27 protein-coding genes are annotated in these 20,419 nt (G+C 36.6%); 17 read left to right on the forward strand and 10 right to left on the reverse strand.

The genetic code is table 11. The features are described 5' to 3' along the window. Positions 1–247: 247 nt before the first annotated feature. From AC11ZT_RS10555 to AC11ZT_RS10590, 8 genes are all read left to right on the forward strand, one after another. Positions 248–592, forward strand: coding sequence for a lmo0954 family membrane protein (locus tag AC11ZT_RS10555; RefSeq protein ID WP_484059551.1), 345 nt, complete (start codon positions 248–250; stop codon positions 590–592). Positions 593–613: 21 nt separating this feature from the next. Beyond that, positions 614–1,252 carry a PspA/IM30 family protein gene (locus AC11ZT_RS10560; protein WP_484059552.1) on the forward strand — a complete coding sequence of 213 codons (639 nt, stop codon included), beginning with the start codon at positions 614–616 and terminating at the stop codon, positions 1,250–1,252. A 93-nt stretch (positions 1,253–1,345) separates the two neighbouring features. After that, the gene (liaF, locus tag AC11ZT_RS10565) at positions 1,346–2,077 is read left to right on the forward strand and encodes a cell wall-active antibiotics response protein LiaF (RefSeq protein ID WP_484059553.1); all 732 of its coding nucleotides are present in this window, start codon (positions 1,346–1,348) and stop codon (positions 2,075–2,077) included. Then, complete coding sequence (locus AC11ZT_RS10570) at positions 2,070–3,125, forward strand: sensor histidine kinase (protein WP_484059554.1); 1,056 nt, start codon at positions 2,070–2,072, stop codon at positions 3,123–3,125. The genes liaF and AC11ZT_RS10570 overlap by 8 nt, the downstream gene beginning before the upstream one ends. Further along, entirely contained in the window at positions 3,122–3,754 is a 633-nt protein-coding gene (locus AC11ZT_RS10575) for a response regulator transcription factor (RefSeq protein ID WP_484059555.1), read from the forward strand. Before AC11ZT_RS10570 ends, AC11ZT_RS10575 begins: the two co-directional genes overlap by 4 nt. Before the next feature lie 129 nt (positions 3,755–3,883). Beyond that, entirely contained in the window at positions 3,884–4,333 is a 450-nt protein-coding gene (locus AC11ZT_RS10580; RefSeq protein WP_484059556.1) for a transporter, read from the forward strand. Between the two features lie 170 nt (positions 4,334–4,503). Further along, on the forward strand, positions 4,504–4,710 hold the full coding sequence (locus AC11ZT_RS10585; RefSeq protein WP_379968638.1) for a hypothetical protein: 207 nt from the start codon (positions 4,504–4,506) through the stop codon (positions 4,708–4,710). 84 nt (positions 4,711–4,794) lie between these two features. Then, complete coding sequence (locus AC11ZT_RS10590; protein ID WP_484059557.1) at positions 4,795–5,655, forward strand: YhfM domain-containing protein; 861 nt, start codon at positions 4,795–4,797, stop codon at positions 5,653–5,655. Positions 5,656–5,671: 16 nt separating this feature from the next. Here the strand turns inward: AC11ZT_RS10590 and AC11ZT_RS10595 are convergent, their stop codons facing one another. Further along, the gene (locus AC11ZT_RS10595; RefSeq protein WP_484059558.1) at positions 5,672–5,875 is read right to left on the reverse strand and encodes a hypothetical protein; all 204 of its coding nucleotides are present in this window, start codon (positions 5,873–5,875) and stop codon (positions 5,672–5,674) included. Between the two features lie 233 nt (positions 5,876–6,108). Here AC11ZT_RS10595 and AC11ZT_RS10600 point away from each other — a divergent pair, with 233 nt between their 5' ends. Next, a complete protein-coding gene (locus AC11ZT_RS10600; RefSeq protein WP_484059559.1) occupies positions 6,109–6,636 on the forward strand; it encodes a hypothetical protein in 528 nt (175 codons plus the stop codon). 17 nt (positions 6,637–6,653) lie between these two features. Here the strand turns inward: AC11ZT_RS10600 and AC11ZT_RS10605 are convergent, their stop codons facing one another. Then, positions 6,654–7,166 (reverse strand): Crp/Fnr family transcriptional regulator, encoded by a 513-nt coding sequence (locus AC11ZT_RS10605; protein WP_484059560.1) that lies wholly within the window; start codon positions 7,164–7,166, stop codon positions 6,654–6,656. Between the two features lie 144 nt (positions 7,167–7,310). On the opposite strand from AC11ZT_RS10605, the gene AC11ZT_RS10610 reads away from it, so the two are divergent. After that, positions 7,311–7,535, forward strand: coding sequence for a hypothetical protein (locus AC11ZT_RS10610; RefSeq protein WP_484059561.1), 225 nt, complete (start codon positions 7,311–7,313; stop codon positions 7,533–7,535). 314 nt (positions 7,536–7,849) lie between these two features. Here the strand turns inward: AC11ZT_RS10610 and AC11ZT_RS10615 are convergent, their stop codons facing one another. The 3 genes from AC11ZT_RS10615 to AC11ZT_RS10625 all read right to left on the reverse strand — a co-directional run bounded on the left by AC11ZT_RS10615 (position 7,850) and on the right by AC11ZT_RS10625 (position 10,325). Next, positions 7,850–8,851 (reverse strand): anion permease, encoded by a 1,002-nt coding sequence (locus tag AC11ZT_RS10615; protein WP_484059562.1) that lies wholly within the window; start codon positions 8,849–8,851, stop codon positions 7,850–7,852. Between the two features lie 20 nt (positions 8,852–8,871). After that, positions 8,872–9,492 (reverse strand): DUF47 domain-containing protein, encoded by a 621-nt coding sequence (locus tag AC11ZT_RS10620; protein WP_484059563.1) that lies wholly within the window; start codon positions 9,490–9,492, stop codon positions 8,872–8,874. A 212-nt stretch (positions 9,493–9,704) separates the two neighbouring features. Continuing rightward, positions 9,705–10,325 carry a hypothetical protein gene (locus AC11ZT_RS10625; protein ID WP_484059564.1) on the reverse strand — a complete coding sequence of 207 codons (621 nt, stop codon included), beginning with the start codon at positions 10,323–10,325 and terminating at the stop codon, positions 9,705–9,707. 228 nt (positions 10,326–10,553) lie between these two features. On the opposite strand from AC11ZT_RS10625, the gene AC11ZT_RS10630 reads away from it, so the two are divergent. Together AC11ZT_RS10630 and AC11ZT_RS10635 are read left to right on the forward strand one after the other, a co-directional pair. Further along, positions 10,554–11,402: a DUF72 domain-containing protein gene (locus tag AC11ZT_RS10630; RefSeq protein WP_484059565.1), complete on the forward strand. Its 849-nt coding sequence runs from the start codon at positions 10,554–10,556 to the stop codon at positions 11,400–11,402. Positions 11,403–11,413: 11 nt separating this feature from the next. Continuing rightward, entirely contained in the window at positions 11,414–11,635 is a 222-nt protein-coding gene (locus tag AC11ZT_RS10635) for a hypothetical protein (RefSeq protein ID WP_484059566.1), read from the forward strand. Here the strand turns inward: AC11ZT_RS10635 and AC11ZT_RS10640 are convergent. The 4 genes from AC11ZT_RS10640 to deoD all read right to left on the reverse strand — a co-directional run bounded on the left by AC11ZT_RS10640 (position 11,632) and on the right by deoD (position 15,237). Next, positions 11,632–11,826: a DUF3924 family protein gene (locus AC11ZT_RS10640; RefSeq protein ID WP_484059576.1), complete on the reverse strand. Its 195-nt coding sequence runs from the start codon at positions 11,824–11,826 to the stop codon at positions 11,632–11,634. The genes AC11ZT_RS10635 and AC11ZT_RS10640 overlap by 4 nt on opposite strands. Positions 11,827–11,912: 86 nt before the next feature. Further along, positions 11,913–12,443, reverse strand: a complete 531-nt coding sequence (locus tag AC11ZT_RS10645) for a tyrosine-type recombinase/integrase (protein ID WP_484059567.1) — start codon at positions 12,441–12,443, stop codon at positions 11,913–11,915. 103 nt (positions 12,444–12,546) lie between these two features. After that, positions 12,547–14,355, reverse strand: coding sequence for a sensor histidine kinase (locus AC11ZT_RS10650; RefSeq protein ID WP_484059568.1), 1,809 nt, complete (start codon positions 14,353–14,355; stop codon positions 12,547–12,549). Between the two features lie 171 nt (positions 14,356–14,526). Beyond that, positions 14,527–15,237: a purine-nucleoside phosphorylase gene (gene deoD / locus AC11ZT_RS10655; RefSeq protein ID WP_484059569.1), complete on the reverse strand. Its 711-nt coding sequence runs from the start codon at positions 15,235–15,237 to the stop codon at positions 14,527–14,529. A gap of 191 nt (positions 15,238–15,428) precedes the next feature. Between deoD and AC11ZT_RS10660 the strand changes: the two genes are divergently transcribed. From AC11ZT_RS10660 to AC11ZT_RS10670, 3 genes are all read left to right on the forward strand, one after another. Further along, positions 15,429–15,620, forward strand: coding sequence for a hypothetical protein (locus tag AC11ZT_RS10660; RefSeq protein WP_484059570.1), 192 nt, complete (start codon positions 15,429–15,431; stop codon positions 15,618–15,620). A 29-nt stretch (positions 15,621–15,649) separates the two neighbouring features. Next, on the forward strand, positions 15,650–15,790 hold the full coding sequence (locus AC11ZT_RS10665; RefSeq protein WP_484059571.1) for a hypothetical protein: 141 nt from the start codon (positions 15,650–15,652) through the stop codon (positions 15,788–15,790). 97 nt (positions 15,791–15,887) lie between these two features. Then, the gene (locus AC11ZT_RS10670) at positions 15,888–16,649 is read left to right on the forward strand and encodes a hypothetical protein (protein ID WP_484059572.1); all 762 of its coding nucleotides are present in this window, start codon (positions 15,888–15,890) and stop codon (positions 16,647–16,649) included. 59 nt (positions 16,650–16,708) lie between these two features. Here AC11ZT_RS10670 and mprF read toward each other — a convergent pair whose 3' ends face one another. Next, positions 16,709–19,270, reverse strand: a complete 2,562-nt coding sequence (mprF, locus tag AC11ZT_RS10675) for a bifunctional lysylphosphatidylglycerol flippase/synthetase MprF (RefSeq protein ID WP_484059573.1) — start codon at positions 19,268–19,270, stop codon at positions 16,709–16,711. Positions 19,271–19,494: 224 nt separating this feature from the next. Here mprF and AC11ZT_RS10680 point away from each other — a divergent pair, with 224 nt between their 5' ends. Further along, complete coding sequence (locus AC11ZT_RS10680; RefSeq protein ID WP_484059574.1) at positions 19,495–19,878, forward strand: hypothetical protein; 384 nt, start codon at positions 19,495–19,497, stop codon at positions 19,876–19,878. Between the two features lie 44 nt (positions 19,879–19,922). Then, a partial coding sequence (locus tag AC11ZT_RS10685) for a YpuI family protein (protein WP_484059575.1) occupies positions 19,923–20,419 on the forward strand: 497 nt, incomplete at its 3' end.

The raw sequence follows: 20,419 nt of genomic DNA on the forward strand, positions 1-20,419 counted from the left end.
TATTATGTCCAAGTGGGAAAAACAGTATGATGACAAAGTGGCAACGAAGTATTTAGAAGAAATCAAGCATGCATCTTAATAAATAGATAACAAGAGGCCTCACGCACAACAGCGTGAGGCTTTTTTGTGTTATAGTCCTAGCACTCCTCGGTCTAAGGTCTGATACAAAAACCATCCTTCCGCCAGTTATGGTGAGGCTTCATTCTCGGTAAGATAAAGATATCAAAACGAAGGGAGGCTGAGTGTAGTGAAAAATATTCTATTCTTTATAGGAGCTGGCTTATTAACGTTGGTAGCTTTAGGAAGTGTTGGACATATTGATTTTCTTGGTTTAGGAATTGCTCTGTTATATTGGAGCTTTCGTTCATTTTTAAAAGCAGACTCTGTACTAAGCAAGATTGGATGGAGCTTACTTGGAGTTGTTTCGTTTATGTTGATACTCGGTAATGTACCAGGACTAGTAGGAATTGGCGCTGTGCTACTGTTGTTTCTGTTGTATCGTAAGTGGAAAACGAATAAAAAGCAGGATAAAGAGTATCATTCGTACCATCATTTTGATGAAGAATGGGACAAGATCATGGCAAAAAAATAAATTGTGGAGAGGAAGATTATTATGAAACGTTCTGTCTTTTCAAGGGTAAGAGATGTTGTGTTAGCGGATGTACACCAGTTACTAGATGAGCAAGAAAAGAAAAATCCGATTGCTCTTTTAAATCAATATGTCCGAGATGGAGAAGGAGAGGTTCGAAAAATCGAGAAATTAATCGAACGTCAACAGGTCTTAAAAACTAACTTCTTTAAAGAGCTAGAAGATGCACGGTATATGGAGAAAAAACGTAGTCATCAAGCTGTCATTGCAGGAGATGCAGGAGAAAAGGAATTGGAGGATCGAGCTCTTAAGGAAGCGGGATACTATAAACAGCAAGCTGACCGATTAGCGACTTTGTACGATACATCTATCGAACAAATTGATTCCTTGCAACAACGTTTACAAGAAATGAAGAATAAGTTAAAGGAAATGCATACGAAGCGAATGGAACTAATGGCGCGTGAGAATGTCGCACACGCAAATCGTCGTATGAATGATACACTTACGAAAATTTCGGACAACAGTCCATTTTTACGGTTTGAAGAAATTGAACAATACATTTCAAATCTAGAACAGCGGATAAATGAAGATTACAAGCGAGATACGTTTGATGCAAAGATTGCAAAGCTAGAGAAAGAGAGAAGCGCATCACTAGGGAAATAGGGTATATGGAATATGCGTCATATGATATAGTAAAAAGGAAAAGGTATTGGGAGTCCATACCTTTTCTTCACTATGTAAAAGAGGAGGAGGAGCATGAAAAAACCACATTCAAAAACGCAAATAATCGGAATTTTTACGATTATTTTTGCAATAGGTATGTTAATAGACATTATATTTCATCGTTTTCAGCCAGCAGGCCTTATTATTTCAATTGTTCTCCTCATCCTCGGTCGACATTTCCGAAAAAAAGGCCATCGTATTCGTGGGAATGTATTGCTTGTTCTTGGTGCGTTTTCTTTGATAAGTACTATTTTCTCTTCTACGGCGTTTCAAATGCTGTTTGTTGGTTTGTTAGTTTTCGTAGGCTATCACCTGTATACAAGTAGACAACATCCGTCATCAATTCAAGTAGAGTTGAAAGATGATATTCAAAGTGAACGAATCATACGGCATGAGCCATTTCTAAAAAGTATGTTAATTGGAAATTATCGAATGATGAATCATACCTTCGAGCTACATGACATTAATATTCGCTACGGGCTCGGGGACATTGTGATTGATCTTACTACTGCAATGATTCCCGAGGGAGAAACCGTAATTATCATACATGGTCTTGTTGGTAATATAAGTCTATATGTCCCCTATGATTTAGAGCTTTCAGTGCACCATTCAGTAGTGGTTGGAAACATGTTCATACTGGGAGAAGAGGAAAAGGGATTTAATCAAAGTTTGATTCTTAGGACAGAAGGATATGTGTATGCATCGAGAAAAATTAAAATTATTTCTTCGCTTATTGTAGGGGATACAGAGGTGAGATATGCATAAGCAGCATAGCATTTCCTCTATATATTTTAACTACTCGTTAATGCTCAGCTTTATTGTTTCTTTGCTTGCAACGGTTGTATATACATGGCAAAGTGGCCAAACCATGTATCATTTTCTCTTTGAACAAAAGGTCGCAACAATTCCAGTTGTATTATTTGTAGTAGGAAGCAGCTGCTTGTTTGGAATCGCAATTGGCTATGCTATTAGCCAATTGATGAAACGACGTGTTCATGAACTTTCCGTTTCCTTATTGGCATTGGAAAGGGGAAATTACCGCGCAGAAACCGTTTTTTCTGAACATGATGAGTTTGGTGAAATTATAAATCGTATCACAGAACTTGGGAAACGATTTGAGGAGCAGGCGCGTTTGTTTCAAAAACTAACGAACGAACGAGCATCGTGGAGCGAGGAAATGAAGCAAGAGGCTATTTCACAGGAACGACAACGATTAGCAAGGGAATTACATGATTCGGTGAGTCAACAGCTTTTTGCTATGTCAATGATGATGTCTGCGATTAATGAACAACAAAACACATTTTCTGATGAAACGCGAGGGCAGCTATCGTTAGTAGAAACGATGATTGTGAATGCACAATCTGAAATGCGGGCCTTACTCCTTCATTTGCGCCCTGTACAGCTTGAAGGGAAAAATCTTGAAGAAGGGATTCATGAACTGTTAACTGAGTTATCTGCAAAGCAACAGATGAAAATTGATTGGCATGTGGAATCCATTGCACTAGAAAAAGGAGTCGAAGATCATCTGTTTCGCATTATCCAAGAGGTGATATCAAACACATTGCGCCATTCTAAAGCAAAGCATATGGAGCTTCGCCTGCGAAGAATAGAGGGGTATGCGCTATTAAAATTGTTTGACGATGGAGTGGGGTTCGATGTAAATGTTCGTAAAGCGGGGTCCTACGGTCTTTCTTCTATCCAAGAACGTGTACAAGAAATTGGTGGCTTGCTAAAAATAATGAGTTTGCCAAACAAAGGGACGCAAATAGAGGTAAAGGTTCCTATTATAAGAAGTGAGGAGATGACAAGATGATTACCGTGTTGCTTGTAGATGATCATGAAATGGTTCGGTTAGGAGTAAGTAGTTATTTATCTACTCAGCCGGATATTGAAGTAGTAGCAGAAGCAGAAGATGGGAAAAAAGGAGTGGAACTCGCGCTTCGTCTGCGCCCTAATATTATTTTAATGGATTTAGTAATGGAAAAAATGGATGGGATTGAAGCAACAAGGGAAATTATAAAACAATGGCCTGAAGCGAAAATCGTCGTCGTAACAAGTTTTTTAGATGATGAGAAATTGTATCCTGTAATTGAGGCAGGAGCAATCAGTTATTTATTAAAAACATCACGTGCAAGCGATATTGCAAATGCGGTTCGTGCAACGTATAACGGAAACTCCATTCTTGAACCGAAAGTAACGGGGAAAATGATGTCAAAAATGAGACAAAAGGATGTCCATCAGCTTCATGAGGATTTAACTGAGCGTGAGTTGGAAATATTACTGCTAATGACTGAAGGGAAGTCGAATCAAGACATTTCAAGCGAATTATTTATTACGGTAAAGACCGTAAAAACACATGTGAGTAATATATTAAATAAGTTGAACGTAAGTGACCGAACGCAGGCGGTTATTTATGCATTTCGCCATCAAGTAACGAAGTAGACCTCATCACCACTATATAAAGTTATCTCACGAATTTTGTAAAATTAGAAAATAGAGGATATGGCCAAGTATCTCCGACATACATTTAGAGTGACTAAACTCAATGGTTATGAAAAGGAGTGAACGGAAATGTATGATCCGAATTGGCATTACAACCGGCCACAACCATCTCAGCCAAGTTCTTTCCCTCCCTATCTACCCGGTCAAGGTGGCGGATATCCACCTTATCCGCCAGGTCAAGGCGGCGGATTTCCCCCGTACCCGCCAGGTCAGGGAGGAGGATACCCTTCGTATCCACCAGGTAGTGGTTCGATGCAAGCGGGTCCACCGCAATCGCCTCCTCCAGCAACAATTCCACCTAAGCCACAACTAACAACTTATGCAGTTGATCCAGGAGCCATTCGGCGTTGCTTATATCGTTACACATATGTGTGGTTAACCACGGGTCGAAATTTTTGGTTTTATCCTGTGTTTTTAGGACGTGATTCCATTGCTGGATACCGCTGGAGTCCTAGTCGCTATCGTTGGATATATACTGGTTATGATTTGCGAATGATTGAACATTTTCAATGTACGTAATAGCTTCCGATAGGAGGCTATTTTTTTACGGGAAAAAGTATACATAAAATAATATTATATAGTTTGATAAATTAGAATTTTTTAAAAAGAAGGAAGGAATTTTCCCTTTTTTCTAGAAAATAGTAATACAATCCATTTTATGGATGAAATTATATAAAGAGGTGAAGGCAGTGTTCATTGCCGGTCTGTTACTTGTTGCTAGTACGGTCGTATTCTTTGTATATTATGTTTATTTTCGGTCATGGAAGCAAGTGGGTGTATTGCTTAGTGGGAAGGGAAACCTAGCTAGACAATCTCATTTCTTAGTATGTTCAAAGTGTGGTCGTGCTCATGCTAGACATGGAGGATACCAGGAATGCTGTGGAAACCGTTTATAAACTAGGAGAGCCCTCTACTATTAGGGCTCTCGTTTGTTTATCCCGCATTAATAGAGTGTATGCACAAAATTAGGATGGTGGAGAATGAAGCGAGTGCTTTGTTTGCTATATGTCATATTGCTAGTAGCGTGTAGTTCGGCTGCGATAGGAGAAAAGACGATGAGTGCTACGAAACACAACGATATACCCAATCAGATTATTGTTACGAAATCAAGCAATACAAACGATGTAAAGACAATTAAAGACGAGTTAGAAAGGGAAGTTATTATACAAATCCTTACATATGCAAAGATACATAATGAAAACATAGAGTTAAAACAACCATCATATATTGTACAAGTATATACTTCTTCAGGTGAACAAACATACCATGTTTGGTTCAATAAGGAAGAAAAGACCGGTTACGCCAAAAAGGTAGGGGAAGAAAATAAACTAATTTCATTAAATGATGAAGAAACAGAAAAGCTGATAGAATTGTTTACATACAATTTATCTCTTCCAGGGGGAAGTGAAGGGCAAGAATCTCCTCCTATAGGTAAGAACGATTTTCAAATTACAAGATTTATCATACATGCACTGCAACAATCACAATCAATTACCTATAAGATCACATATCGGATATCAGATGCATTATACGATGATTTATCTGCGCAACAAACGTACTATATACAGCTTATTTTTCCACAAAAGGTGCAAAATATTATTGGTATGAAGGAGAGTGGAGCAATTCCAGGAGAAATCCTAAAAAAAGGTCAAAAAGAATATAACGTCCAGATTGATGTACCTGCACAACAGATTACACAATCACAAAAGCAAGCAATTTCTTTGTATTATGATAACTATGATTTAGTTTTGATGGACAAGGATTATAAGTCAAAAGGGATATTCCATAATATTATACAAATTGTAAAGCAATACGGCGCCAAAATGGATCTACAACCATGAAAAACGAGACTCGATGTTATCCGAGTCTCGTTTTTCGTACAATTAAATAACCGATTAAACATGCGATGGATAAGGGAAGCCAAAATCCTGGTGAGAATAAGGGTTGCTGATCATCGAATTGAAGCCAGTCAATCGACAAAAAGCTCCCAACAGCATATAGAATACATACAGATGCAAGAAATGAAAGAAGTCCCATAACAATTAATTGAAGCTTCATCATATCACCTCCTTTTCCATAGTATGGGTCAAAAAAGGTAAATCAAACGTTAATTTATAAAAAAATACATTGTGAAATGATATATGGTATGGGTTTTATATTGAATGATGGGGATTGTCGAAAATAAAAGAAAGTTTTTGAAAGGGAAAACATAATTCTTCACGAATATCACATATATGACAATATAAGGTAATATATGCATATGAAATTATAGTGCTAGATAAGGAGTTTAACAAATGAAGAGAACCTTACGCATAATTGGTGTTATCATGCTGATGGCAGTTACCTTTCTTTTATTAACTAACTTATTTATGTACATAGCAAATCGGCCGATTGCTAATCCAGCTGCGGTACATGTAAAAGTAGAGGAAGAAGAGTCAGTAAAGCATTTTATTGCAAAAACACATGAAAGTTTGAATGGTTTTTTAAACTATGGGAAATCCGATCGATATACAGAAGGGGATTGGAAATATATCAAGCAATGGTTTCAAAGTCACGAATCAGAGTTAAGGGAATTTGATAAACAAGTGAAAAATGAAAAATTAAAGCGAGATATAAAAAGAAGTTACGAATTAACAAAAAACGGCATAGAAACTAATAATATGCAGAATGTTATATATGGTCACCGTATTTATCATGATTTAGATATTATAATCAATAATTATCAAAAAGAACAGAATATTTGGGGCGTAACCGAATTTGGAAATGGAGCAAATATTAAAGTGGTTGAAGATGAAATCGTAAAACTTAATAAGAATGTCTAGGTAAAAACGAGCAGGGATTAAAGGCTGCTCGTTTTCATTTGTTCACGAAGTAATCGGTTTACTGTCTCACGTCTTAGGCCAACAAGTTGTGCAATTTCTGTTTGTGTAAGAATATCATATACAGGGATGTTTCCTAAATAAGTAGAAAACCACTGTTGTAGGCGTTCGATGCGTTCTTTTGAGCTAACAGTTGTAAGTTGGTCGATCCGCTCTTGCATCATTCGAAGCTTTGATTGGAGCTGCAAAGCAACATTTTCGTATGCGAGAGGTTCTTGTTGTAGTTGTTCATACCATTGCTGGGGGGAAATCGGTTCTGCTTCCGTTTTCACAAGGGCAACGGCTGTTCCGTGATACTCTTTAGGAGAAAGTAAAGAATGGTGCGGAATCATCTCCCCTGGAACAATGATGTTGAATAAAAAGGGTGTCCCATCTTCCTGCAGGCGTACTACTTTCAGTAGACCACTAGTAATATGATAGAGAGGTCCCTCTTCTCCTTGTCGAAATAATATGTCTCCTTTATGTAGAATCAACGTATGTACACCTCTTTATTTTTCTAATCGACATGTGTCCGTACAACTTTAATACCCCGAAAGGAAGTTTCACTTTCTTTTTTGGCTACTGTTTGATAGTATACTGTGTAGTGTATAAATCTGCAAGGTATTAGGGGGATTAGTATGTTCGAGAGAATGTTGGTTGATGCGAAGCTTCCGCAAAATGCTGTGATTCGTGTGGAAGAAATGAAAGGCGGAATTGTTTTATCCGTTGAAATGGAAGGCCAAATCATTTTCACAATGGCATATGATGAAGTGGATGAAAGTTACGGTGTATTATATGATCGTAATGATAAACGTGCACGACAAGTACACGATGATTTAATAGGATGGAAGCTTCTACATTAATGATATAATAGAAATATATCTGTATTTTGATTGTAAAACGTATGTAATCTGTTTTTAACCTATTTCTTCTCTATTTCGTTTATGATGTATGTAGGAAATGAAGAGATGGGGGAATATGATGGCACAAAAATGGTATGCTACAAACTTATTTTTACTATTTGCCTTTTTAATCATTCTTATACCTTTTGGAATGTTTTTATATAAATGTTTGTATTAAAAAACGAACGATATGATTATATTTGTATAATCGTATCGTTCGTTTTTGTTTATTAAAGAAATAAATGCGATATATATTTGTATTTCTAAATTTTTTATTACGAAATTAGTATGTGTAAGACGTAATAAAGTGCAGCGGCAAGGAAGGCAGATAACGGAAGTGTAATAAACCAAGTAATTATAATACGTTGTGCGGTTTTCCACTGTACACCCTTCATTCGCTGCGACGAGCCAACTCCTAGAACGGCAGAGGAGATGACATGGGTTGTACTAACAGGCAAATGAATCATAGTCGCAGTGAAAATAATTGAAGCCCCTGTTATATCTGCTGCTACTCCGTGAACAGGACGAATTTTCATTAATTTACTACCTACTGTTTTAATAATTCGCCAGCCACCCACAAATGTCCCAAGGCCCATTGCAAGTGCACAAGATAACTGTACCCACACGGGAATATTATCAGTCGAAATATATCCACCTGTGAGAAGTGCTAATGTAATGATTCCCATTGATTTTTGTGCATCGTTTGTTCCGTGCGTATATGCTTGTAAAGCAGCTGTTACGATTTGAACATAACGGAAACGTCGATTTGTTTTCATTAGGTCCAAGTTACGAAAAATCAATTTGATAATCAGGAAAACTATATATCCTAATGCATAAGCGAGAATAGGTGAAATGATGAGTGATTCAATGATTTTTAGAAAGCCTTTAAAATTTACAGCATTCACACCAGACGCGACAATAGCCGACCCAGCAATCGCACCAATAATAGCGTGAGAGGAGCTACTTGGAATTCCGAAATACCATGTAATTAGGTTCCAACATATTGCTGCAAGCAGTGCAGCGATAATAACGAGAGACCCATTTTGAAGTTTAAATGGATCAACAATACCACTTGAGATGGTTTTTGCAACTCCGGTGAATGACATTGCACCAATGATGTTCATAAATGCTGCAAGTGTAATAGCTTGACGAGGTGTTAAAGCCTTCGTTGAAACGGCCGTTGCAACGGCATTAGCTGTATCGTGGAAGCCATTTATGAAATCAAATAAAATAGCTCCCAGTACAATAAAGATGGTTAACACAAACAGAGCGCTCATTGTATATTATGTACTCCTTACTATGCATTTTTCATTACAATGAATTCAAGTACGTTTGCCACATGTTGGCAGGATTTCGCTAGCTTATTCCATGTCTCATATATTTCTTTATATTTCATTAACGTAATTGGATTTTTCTCGTGTAAAAAAAGGCTGTGTAATGCTTCGCGAAGAATATCTGTACATGTTGATTCGTAATCTTTCATTTTAATTGCGTTGGTTCGAATTTCAAGAAACTTCATTGACTGAATACGTTTGAGTGCAGCATCCATTTCACAAGTACAAGCATAAATTGTAGAATTTAATCGATTCATATTCTGATTTGTTCGTGTAAGTTCAAATATTTCAAATTGGGCAGCGCATAATTCAAGGTTGTCAAGTATATCATCCATGCTCATAGCCAATTGTAGTATGTCTTCACGCTCAATGGGAGTTATAAATACTTTATTTAGTTCAATAATTAGTTCATGGATAAATGTATCACCTTTTGTTTCGTATTCCTTCATTCGTTTTGAAATTCTCCTTACTTCACTAGGAGTATCTAATTTATATTCCATAAAAAATTGTGCACTTTCTTTTACATTTTCTGAAATGTTGGAAAGTAGTGTAAAACATTTATCTTTTCTATTAAGAAAACTCATATGGTAACCTCCACCAAAATTAGTCGATTCATTGCATTGGCTTATCAATTCTACCAAAAAATGTGCCACATAAGATAAAAAAATTAATAAATTAACAAAAATTTAATAATATATATGTAGAAAAATTAGCAAAACAATGAATAATTTACAATAAAAAATCTATTGTAAAATGAAGGACTATCTCCGATAAGGAATAGTCCTTCATTTCTCCCTTAAAATTTCCAACTAATATTTTGAACGTGGAAAATAGGAATGAGTACAATATCTTTGTTGACGGTAAGAATCATGTATTGTTGATCTCGTCCTTCTAATACCCCGATGACTTTTTGCGGACCTCCGCGATTGATTTGAATTTCTTCTCCTCGTAAGCAATCAATAATTTGTGTAAAGGTTCTACCGTAGAGTATAGGTGCCTTTTTATTTTCCTTGCTGTCTTTATCTTTATTATTAGATTTGCTTTGTTTCTCTTTCTTGTTTTCTTCTTCTTTCTTATTCCCGCTACCTTTATCATTAGATTTGCTTTGTTTCTCTTTCTTGTTTTCTTTTTCTTTCTTATTCTCGCTACCTTTATCATTAGATTTGCTTTGTTTATTTTCTTCTGAATTCTCATCTTCTTCATTACTTAGTAGCAGTGTGAAACTTTTTATGTGATGGAGTTGGTAGTAGTGAATCTCATTTTCACTCTCTAAAGCGCAGAAGTCTAAACCAATTTTTACGAGCTTGCCTTTTCCTGATTCTGGTCCACCTAAATTTAATTGAACAAGTTGCCCTTGTAAATCTTTTAAACTTTTTACGGCTGAATATTGAGTATAAGCTGATTGCTTTTGAAACATTATTATTCCTCCCTTTTGTTAGAAGCTTGCAATACTACATGGTATTCATAACGAAAGGACAGGATATGGGGGTTTTCACTATATTTGAAAATTTAATCAAACTCTTTTTTTGAATGGAGTTTACTTGTAAACACAGTCTTCTTTCGACAATCAAACCTTGCTTTGTTACAATGTAGGCATGAGAGTAATCTAAAGTATAATAGAAAAAAAGTGAAGGAATGTCTCTATATGATTGAAATAGGATTAACAGGGTGGGGCGATCATGACTCCTTATATCGCGATTTAACTTCTTCTAAGGGGAAGCTACAAGCATATAGCGATCATTTTCCTATTGTTGAAATTGATAGCTCATTTTATGCGATTCAACCAGAACGAAATTATAAGAAATGGATTGAAGAAACGCCCGAACCATTTTCTTTTGTAGTAAAAGCCTATCAGGGGATGACGGGACATATGAGAGGAACGATTCCATTTGCAAATGTAGACGAAATGTTTAACGTCTTTGTAGAGTCCATTGCCCCTCTTGTAGAGTCAGGAAAGCTGAAAACGGTGTTATTTCAATACCCACCATGGTTTGATTGTCAAACAAAGCATGTTGATATGCTTCTCTATACGAAAGAAAGGATGGGGGATATTCCGTGTGCAATCGAATTTCGAAATGAAACTTGGTTTATGACGGCGTATCGGGAACGAACCATTTCCTTTTTAATACAATCGAAATGGATGCATACCATTTGTGATGAACCGCAAACAAGTACCGGCTCAGTTCCGATTGTTCCTCAGGCAACTCATTCGGAATTAACATTAATTCGTTTGCATGGCAGGAATGTTCATGGCTGGCTGCGCGGAAAATCAGAACATAACTGGCGGGCTGTTCGTTGTTTATATCGGTACAGTGAAGAGGAATTGCAGGAATGGGTTTTACGTATTCATGACTTGCAGAAACAGTCGAAGGACATTGTTGTTTTATTTAATAACAATTCTGGCGGAGACGCTGCAGACAATGCGAAACAGCTTATGCGGTTACTTGGTATATCCTATGAAACACATTCAGTTGAGCAAATGAAATTATTTTAATGGGGGTAGGAATGGAAGAAGATCAATTGTATGCTGCTGTTAGAGAATTGTTGACAGAAAAAAGAGGAGTATCATTTACTGAACTGAATGAAGACTTGATAAAAAGCGGCATCCTTACAAATACTTTACATGATCGAAAACGGCTTATTAATCTAGTACGAACGATTGAAATTGATGGAGTTAAAGGGGCATTTCTCGTTTGTCCACTGCGTAAAGAAAAGGAACAGCATTAATGCTGTTCCTTTTCTTCGAGATAGAAATGTAAATCAAACGGTGAAATTTCTTGGATGAACTCTCGTACTATAAGTGATTGTATGAGAGTTGTATCGGATATTGTATTTCCATTTCTCTTTTTATAGCATTGTTTCAATAGCATTAATTTTTCCAAACTATCATCTGGTAACTCAATTGTTAATTTTGATATACTCATTGTGTATTCCCCCTTATGTATCATATCATAATTTCCCTAAGGGAGTAATATGATAGGGGATATTTCACTAATATGTCATACTAAGCGATACCGATGTACTTTAATGTTTTGGAAGGGGTGCTATGATCGAAGAAATGCTGCAAGAATGCGATGTCCACACCCGATTTGTAAGCACAATAACCCCATGTTTTACGAAGTGTATGAGAACTGATTCCATCCAGTCCAGCTTCTTTTGCCGCTTTGTTCAAAATAAACCAAGCATGCTGACGTGTAATGGGTCCATTTCCCTTTTGTGATTTTAATAAATACTCATTTCGTCGAATTCCTTTTCGCTCAATCATATACGCCTGAATCGCTTCTTCTAGTTCATGATTAACGGCGAACCACTTTTGTTTTTTCGTTTTATCATTATTAAATAGAATAGAGTGTCGAACGTTTCCGTTTACATCCATTACATCAGCAATTTTTAATTGAAGAATTTCACTGACCTTTAAACCAGAATTAACTGAAAGTGCAAAAAGTAGCCCATCACGTTTAGAAGTTTGAAGAAGTATATGCTTCATTTCTTGCAATAGTTTTTCACTTTGAATAGGTTGTCCTAATTGTTTCATAGAAACACTCTCCTCCATTTCCATCCATAAGGAAAGAATTTACACTTTCAATATAGCGAGGTGGTGTGTACTTCATGTGAACTTTGCGTGAAGATGGAGAAAACTATTCATTCCTATTGCCTTTTTTCAAAGAAAAGTAAAACAATACGCCATCACTTTCATTGCGTACGCCATACGGTACATGATGCAGCTCCAAAATATTTTTCACAATGGATAAACCAAGCCCTGTACCCCCTGTGTGGCGGCTCCGAGATGTATCTAAACGATAAAATCGTTCCCAAATTTTATTCAAGTTTTCTTCAGGAATGGGTGAACCATCATTTTTAATAGAAATATACACGTGATCTTCTCGATTTAGTGCCGAAATGATAATCGCTTTGCCTTTCGGAGTATACCGAATCGCATTGCTTAGTAAATTGATAATGACTTGCTCCATTCGATTACGGTTTGCCTCTACTATTAAATCAGTTTCGGCATTAATGGTAACGGCTAGTTGTTTTTCCTCAATGCTAAAAAGAAGTTTGTTGTAGACTTGATGAATGAGAGTATCAATTGCAAATGATTGAACCTCTAACTTGTAGGTACCTGACTCAAGTTTTGCTAGCTCTAGCATTTCAACGATTAGCGTATTCATTTTATCTACTTCCTCTAAGATAACATCTGTATAGTAATCTGTATTGTTGCTAACCCCATCCTTAATTCCTTCTGCAAAGCTACGGATTACACTTAATGGTGTTTTTAATTCGTGGGAAACACCAGAAATAAAGTCTTTTCTTGTTCGTTCTAGCTGTCTTTCCATTTCCACATCTTCTTGCAGCTTTTCATTAGCGACATGTAGCTGTTCGATTCGGTCCTTCAATGTGACAGACATCGTATTAATGCTTTGTGACAAGCTGCCAATTTCGTCATTCGATGTTACGGGAAGGGTTTCTGAAAAATCAAAATTTGCCATACGTTTTGTGACTCGATTTACTCGAATAAGTGGCTTTGCAATGATTTTCGAATAATAAAAGGATAGTAAGATAATTACAAGAAACACAATCATCATAGCATATACATAGTAATCCTTTAACACAATCATTGCCTCGTTTACAGGCTGGAAGGAAGTCATAGCAAATGCAAATTCAGTTATAGTATTATTTTGGAGAATAGGCTTTACGAACATTTGATTTTTACCTTTTTCATCGCTAAAAGTATAAGTTGTTAGCGTATTGCGATCAATTTCCCCTAAAATTGCTGATATTTCCCAACGCTGTACCCCTTGAACAAGAGTATCAATATTGTTGGCAATTTGTAAGTCAGCTTTTGAGGGCATATTCATTTTTGTTACTTGTCCCTTAATTTGAATGAGTATGTTATTAGAGGCTGAATCTCCTTTCCCGTCACTTGAACTAATACCATAAGCTTTTAAATCACCAATTATATTTCCATTTGTCCATGTGCCGTGAGTGGATTTGATTGTAATAGGAATAATTGTATCTTTTCTGCGAATACCCTGCACTGAAATGCTTTCATTGTTTTGGATGGCAAGCTTCATAAAGTTACTGTATTCTTGTCCAGTCATAATGTTGTTTAATGCAATATGATATTCATTCGTATTACTTTCATCGTGTACCTCAATGTAATAATTATGCTCATCCTGGATAACGCCATTTTGATCAAGCAGAATGAGCTGAGCATTCGTTTGATCAAAAAACTGTTGTTTTAGTTTTTTGACAGTATCAAAGCTTTGATCGCTTTTGGAATAATCATCCACAAACGTCTCGAACGCTTTTTGGACCCCATTTACTTTTTGGTTTATATAAAATTTTTCTAAAAAAAGAGATTGTCCAACAAAGAATAAAACAAATGTTAGCGTAAAAAAGCCAAACGTTAAAATAAATAATTTAAATACAATACTTTTTCGTGTCACGAGTGCACCTCTATACAGAAATCTTGTGATTAGGAACCATTGTATATAAATGGTTCTTCTATTATAACAAAGAAGCATGCCAAACTTGTATTGCATCGGTGGAAAACATGTCTTTTGAGAAGGAATTTGACGAGGAATGTGTAAGAAAACAGGAGTAAAACGACTCCTGTTCTAGTGTTCCATTATAGCAGCATCAAGCGCAATGGTAATCATATCGTTAAATGTAGTTTGTCTTTCCTGCGCAGTTGTATCTTCGCCAGTGAAAATATGATCACTCACTGTTAATACAGATAGAGCTTGGACTCCGTACTTTGCAGCAATCGTGTATAGAGCTGTCGTTTCCATTTCAACAGCTAGAACTCCATACTCACCAAGTTTTTTCACCATATCCATGCTTTCACGGTAAAAAACGTCTGCAGTTAATACATTTCCAACACGAACGTTCAAATTTTTATTTCGTGCAGCATCATATGCATCCTTTAATAGCGAAAAACTTGCGCAAGGAGCATAGTCAAAACCAGGAAAAGTAAGATGATTCATATTGGAATCTGTGCATGCTGTCATGGCTAAGATGACATCGCGCACGTGTACATCCTTTTGCACACCGCCGCATGTGCCTACACGGATTAAAGTTTTCACCCCATAACTTTGAATGAGCTCATTCGTATAAATGGAAATGGAAGGAACACCCATTCCGGTTCCTTGTACGGAAACTCGTTTTCCCTTATAAGTTCCCGTAAAACCATACATGCCACGAACTTCGTTGTAACACGTTGGTTCATCTAAAAAGGTTTCAGCAATATACTTTGCACGAAGTGGATCACCAGGAAGAAGAATTGCTTCAGCAATTTCTCCTTCTTTAGCTCCAATATGTATACTCATTGTGTTCCTCCTTTTTTATCCCACTATTTTGAGAAGTTTCCCTTTATGATTCTGTTTCTTGCATTATATACTACTTGCTCCATTTCCGTAAAATATTTATCCGGTACAGGAGAATTAGAATGAGGAGAACAAGATGTGGGAATCCTAGTTTACGTACTAATAGGTAAAGAAAGGGAGATGAAGAACTGCATATGAATTACGAAAGAAATAAAGAATTTGCTGTTAAAAAACAAAGGGGAAAGAGGATATCTTATCCAAACAACTCTCGAATTATAATTAGCCCTACTAGTACGATGAGTGTAATTGGTGAAGTTTCAGCAGGGGCATTAGGCGCTTTAACATTTGATGAATTAATGGGTAATGATATCTTTGGTGAAGATTAACATATGAAAGAAATGGGGTGGGAAAAATAATGGAAAAGAAAAATCCATTCACGATTGCTCATATAACAGATGAGATACATGACCAGCTAAAGCAAATAGAAGATGAATTTGAAGGAAGACTTGGAAAACGAATTGCACTTGTTGCATATGAGGCAATTGAACACGAATAAATCGCATAGAAAAAGGACTCTTAGCAGGAGTCCTTTTTCTATGCGAGAATATCTATGTACATATAAATATGTTATTTTTTTCAAGAAAGGAGGATATATGCGAATTAGTAAATTTGGTCTGGTTTGTTTTTTTCTAATCTTGGTAACCATGTATGTGGTTCAAAGTAAAAGCGGTACACTGTTTAGCTCAGGACAAAAGGATGGGGTAACAAATGTTTCTTGGCAGATAGATCGAGAACGAGGAAACGTATCATTTACATTGCAAAACGAAAAGGGTGAACCTCTCCGTACTATTGGAGAAAATGAACAAAATAAATTTGCTGTTTGTATTATGAACAACACGCTTAAACAATGCGAGGATGTGAAACCAACCTATATTGGAAACGGTACATTTACGTTTCAACATTCTTTCTTACAAACGACGACCTTATTTTTATATATAAAAGATCAGGAAACACGTCAAGAATTGGCTAAAAAGGAGCTTGTTATTGAAACGGCAACTGACAAGCAGGTTCCGCTTACGGCAGATGCATTATTAACATCAAAAATTGGTCCGTTTCCTGCATCCCTGCAATTTAGTATGTTGAAAGCAAATCGCAAAGAGTCAATTGCAATACAGTTTCAAAGTGAAAAGGATCTCACTATTATATCTCCAAATGGTGAACTATCCAGACTATTAATTGTAGATGAAAAGCTGACACATTTAATTTCGGTAGTACCACAAACGAATAAGCCAGGAAGAGAAATCACCTTTGATGTCACTTTTCCAGCAGAGGGGAATTATAAATTAATGGGGACATTCTATTTAAATGGAAACATGTATTTGAAATCGTATGTAGTGAAAGTAGCAAAAGGATAAGGGGCGAGTAGGCTACTACTATGCGCAAGAGTGTAAGCAGCCTACTACTAGGAATAGCTTTATCGTTTCCCTTTTCCAATTAGCTTTGTTACAACGAGCATCGTGGCAAATAAAGATCGCGTTTTACGATAGGCTAAATATTTTCCACTCCAAGTTGGCTTATACTTTTCTTTAAACTGACGCAAACCGCTAAAGCTATACATATACCTTACATTATTATAAATTGTTGCTGCAACTCGTTCTGTAAAGAAGGAATGAGGAGAAACGCCAACATTAGAAAGAGGAGCCATCCCCATATTTAACTGTTTATAGCCATTCGTTTTTGCCCACAAAAGCAAATGAAGAAATATAACATCCATTACTGATGAGGGGGCATTTTGTGAATGTCGCATTAAATCAATCGAAATTTTGTTGGGTTGATAGTCTGGTACTAGGCTTGTGAAAGCAACCATTGTTCCCGCTTTAGATAGGGTTGCAATGGGACTTCGGTTTAAATAATCATCGTCAAAATAGCCTAGTGAAAAGCCTTTTTCTTTTTTTCCATGTAACCAGTCATCTGATATTTGCTTGAGCTGCGATAATAGTTGTTCTGAATGGGGAGGTTTATTTATAGAAAACACATATCCTTCTCTTTCAAATTTATGAAAGACAGAACGCAAGCTGGATCGTTTTTTCCCTTCTAAAGAAAAAGTTGTTACATCCACTTCGGCTTCCTCACCAAGTTTTAAAAAATTATAGCCGAAGTCATGATACATTCCTAGCCATTTTGCTTCTACTTGATAGAAAATACAAACGTATCCAAACTGTGCGGCTTCATCTAAAAATTCTGTTAACACGACTGCATAGGATGAACTAGCGCCAATCGGATCGCCGAGAACGACAAGACGTTTTCCGGTTACTGCAAATTGAAGAAGTGCTTTCCCGTCACTACTTAGGAAAAACCGTTTATCTCCTAAAAAACCAAGATGGCTTAACACATTGCCACCGTATTTTTGAAGAAATTTCTCCAAAATAGGGGCGGAAGCAGGTTGTCCCGGTACTTTGTTCCCCTTTCGATTTTGAAAGAATGCAGCAATATATAGAAAAAGTGGGACGACACCAGCAGTGATAAGCATGCTTCTTGTTACTTGTATATGGGATCGAACTACATAATGAGGACGAAACTCTTGTTGATGCGCCCATAACCATGCTCCAAAATATTGATACGTATACAGTAAGATAAATAAGAGAAATCCTATTTCGATAGCCTCGATATACGTAAAGGGAATTTTCTCACGTACAAATTGTTTGCGAAGCAAGTAGAAAATCACAAGGATGATGAGTAGTAAAAAGGATCCTTCGATGTCTATTCCTTTAAGGGTATTGAAAATAATTCCAGTAATCAGAACGATAATGGTCATACTGTATGCTTGTCTGGTTCGTTTATAAATTGGTTTAGCAAGTAAAATGAGTAACACTCCTACGCATAAGGAAAGATCAAATGACATTTGTATAAAGTACTTTGGTACATAAATACGAAGTACGTGCACTCTTTCAATCGCAGTAGGAAACAATACAAACAAAATGACAGCTAGCCCAGTAAGAACAGAAAGAGATGCAAGTGCCCAAGCCTCCATTTTAGAAAATAATTGGCGCTGTAAGGAGACAATTACGCTACTCGTTTCGACGGCATTTGTTAATAGTGGACGATTCACAATCCGCTTTTTGGCTACTTCAGTCATTTCAAACGCTGCAAATGCTAAGCCTACCCCAAAAGGAATAATGTAATAAACGAGTCGATAGAGGAGCAATGCAGAAAGTGTTGTTTCTGCCGCAATCCCGTACTCTTTCATTCCCATAAGAAAGAGTAGATCAAAGGAACCGAGTCCGCCTGGAACAAGACTCAAGCTACCAGCAATAGCGGAAATAACATAGATACCCAATACTTGACTTAGGTCAAGTTCAACGCCAAGAAGTCGAAGAATAACGTAAATAACAATGCCAGCTGCTGTCCATTCTATAAGCGATACAATCGAATAGAGGAACGTAGGATTTTTATCAATTGTTTTCTTTGGATTTTTCCAAATATTTAGCTTGGAGACAATGATATAGATGGGCGCAATTGCCGCAAATCCAATAAGTGCTGGCCATATCCAAGGCTTCTCTAATGCAATAAAGGAAGTATGCAAGATCCCTATCAAGCCAAAAATAGAAAGGAAGGACAGACCCATGATGAAGGCGGTCGTCATCCATGCAATCGTTCTTACCAGTTTTCCTTGCTCTTGAATATATGGGCGATATAACATACTGCGTACACCTGCACCAATTAGACCACCAAATCCAAAAATTCCATTAAAAGAGTTTGCAGTCCAGGAGATGCGAAAGACCTTCTTGATTGGAACCGAAGCGTTTACGGAACGTAGCATGAAAAAATCGTAAAAGAACATGGTTGACACGGCAAGAAGTCCGGTAGCAACTGCTAGGAAAAAGCCTCCGTTTGGTATTTGTCTAATTACAAAAACAGCATGGCGTATAGAAAGATGGGCCAGTTCTTTTCTGGCTTCAAAGAATACAAGAATTAATATAACAATTGGCACAATTATTTTTGCAATTGTAAGCAATTTATTTAAAAATGTGTTCATAAATCAAATCCTCCTTCAAGCCTCTTCTTATTATGACAAAACGAGAGGAAAATAAAAAGAAGCTTTGCTAGTAAATATAGTAATAATGTAGGAATAAGGAAGCGAGAATAGTTACAAAAGAAGTAAAAATCCTTATGGAATGCGGTGTATTTCGAAAAAATTTGCATAAATTAAAAACTTTTTATGATAAGATACAAGTAATGAAATAGAATAGAGGTGAAAGCATGATCCTGAAAGAGATAAAAGGATATGAACTAGAAAAAGCATTGCCGAATACGTCAGAAGATTTTTTTAATCGTTCTGAAGTTACGTATGAATACGATGGAATTGAAAAAACATTACATGTATTGTACGTACGTTTTTTTGAAGAACAATTAAATGACTTCACTCCATTCACAGGAGATCCTATCTTTAGAATAGGTGATAATGACGTAAACTTTAAGGAGATTGTTGCACTTGCTTGTTTGCTTAAAGATCCAAGCTTAACAGAGCGCAAGCGAGTATATATAAATTCAAAAGAAGAATTAGCATCTTATTTTGATGAAGAAAATGTGCAACAAGTGAAGATAGCGCTTGAACAATTGAACAGCGGGATGAAGGCGAAATAGAACAATCTCTTGTATAAAAACTTGAGGTATAGGGAGGATTCGGAATGTCAAATTCCATTGTGGAAAATCAAACTAAGCAGGTTGAAGCATTTTTGCAAGAAACGGTTAACGTCATAACAGATTATCTTAATCACCATACAATCACAGATCTTGTTGAAGAAGTGAGTGATGGGGACAAAGTATATTATGAAGGACTGCTTTCTGCAAATCGTCGTCTTCTTGTCTTTTGCGAAGAGGGATTGGATGCATGCCGTGTTCTTCTAAAGAGTAGCCCGTTCCGTAAAAATGCCGCTGAAAACACGTTGTATAAAATTTATCATCAGGTCATTTCGGAATTCTTTTCACCGAAAAATGATTATTGGTTTGAAAATAGTCGTTCAGCCTATACGGGAAAAAATGCGATTGCGTTTCCGCAAACACCGCCTCCTTCGTTGCAAACGATGATGAAACAACTTGAAGGTAAATTTCAATCTATACGCGAAGAGTTGGAATATTACGAAACGGACTATAAGACGAAGACAATGCAATCTAAATTTTTGCG

This window comes from Ectobacillus sp., from assembly GCF_056992975.1.

Excerpts from the sequence above, each read along its gene's own strand:
- AC11ZT_RS10560 (WP_484059552.1), top strand. The coding sequence starts at position 614 with ATGAAACGTTCTGTCTTTTCAAGGGTAAGAGATGTTGTGTTAGCGGAT.
- liaF (WP_484059553.1), top strand. The coding sequence starts at position 1,346 with ATGAAAAAACCACATTCAAAAACGCAAATAATCGGAATTTTTACGATT.
- AC11ZT_RS10570 (WP_484059554.1), top strand. The coding sequence starts at position 2,070 with ATGCATAAGCAGCATAGCATTTCCTCTATATATTTTAACTACTCGTTA.
- AC11ZT_RS10575 (WP_484059555.1), top strand. The coding sequence starts at position 3,122 with ATGATTACCGTGTTGCTTGTAGATGATCATGAAATGGTTCGGTTAGGA.
- AC11ZT_RS10580 (WP_484059556.1), top strand. The coding sequence starts at position 3,884 with ATGTATGATCCGAATTGGCATTACAACCGGCCACAACCATCTCAGCCA.
- AC11ZT_RS10590 (WP_484059557.1), top strand. The coding sequence starts at position 4,795 with ATGAAGCGAGTGCTTTGTTTGCTATATGTCATATTGCTAGTAGCGTGT.
- AC11ZT_RS10595 (WP_484059558.1), bottom strand. The coding sequence starts at position 5,875 with ATGATGAAGCTTCAATTAATTGTTATGGGACTTCTTTCATTTCTTGCA.
- AC11ZT_RS10600 (WP_484059559.1), top strand. The coding sequence starts at position 6,109 with ATGAAGAGAACCTTACGCATAATTGGTGTTATCATGCTGATGGCAGTT.
- AC11ZT_RS10610 (WP_484059561.1), top strand. The coding sequence starts at position 7,311 with ATGTTCGAGAGAATGTTGGTTGATGCGAAGCTTCCGCAAAATGCTGTG.
- AC11ZT_RS10615 (WP_484059562.1), bottom strand. The coding sequence starts at position 8,851 with ATGAGCGCTCTGTTTGTGTTAACCATCTTTATTGTACTGGGAGCTATT.
- AC11ZT_RS10620 (WP_484059563.1), bottom strand. The coding sequence starts at position 9,492 with ATGAGTTTTCTTAATAGAAAAGATAAATGTTTTACACTACTTTCCAAC.
- AC11ZT_RS10625 (WP_484059564.1), bottom strand. The coding sequence starts at position 10,325 with ATGTTTCAAAAGCAATCAGCTTATACTCAATATTCAGCCGTAAAAAGT.
- AC11ZT_RS10630 (WP_484059565.1), top strand. The coding sequence starts at position 10,554 with ATGATTGAAATAGGATTAACAGGGTGGGGCGATCATGACTCCTTATAT.
- AC11ZT_RS10635 (WP_484059566.1), top strand. The coding sequence starts at position 11,414 with ATGGAAGAAGATCAATTGTATGCTGCTGTTAGAGAATTGTTGACAGAA.
- AC11ZT_RS10645 (WP_484059567.1), bottom strand. The coding sequence starts at position 12,443 with ATGAAACAATTAGGACAACCTATTCAAAGTGAAAAACTATTGCAAGAA.
- deoD (WP_484059569.1), bottom strand. The coding sequence starts at position 15,237 with ATGAGTATACATATTGGAGCTAAAGAAGGAGAAATTGCTGAAGCAATT.
- AC11ZT_RS10660 (WP_484059570.1), top strand. The coding sequence starts at position 15,429 with ATGAATTACGAAAGAAATAAAGAATTTGCTGTTAAAAAACAAAGGGGA.
- AC11ZT_RS10665 (WP_484059571.1), top strand. The coding sequence starts at position 15,650 with ATGGAAAAGAAAAATCCATTCACGATTGCTCATATAACAGATGAGATA.
- AC11ZT_RS10670 (WP_484059572.1), top strand. The coding sequence starts at position 15,888 with ATGCGAATTAGTAAATTTGGTCTGGTTTGTTTTTTTCTAATCTTGGTA.
- mprF (WP_484059573.1), bottom strand. The coding sequence starts at position 19,270 with ATGAACACATTTTTAAATAAATTGCTTACAATTGCAAAAATAATTGTG.
- AC11ZT_RS10680 (WP_484059574.1), top strand. The coding sequence starts at position 19,495 with ATGATCCTGAAAGAGATAAAAGGATATGAACTAGAAAAAGCATTGCCG.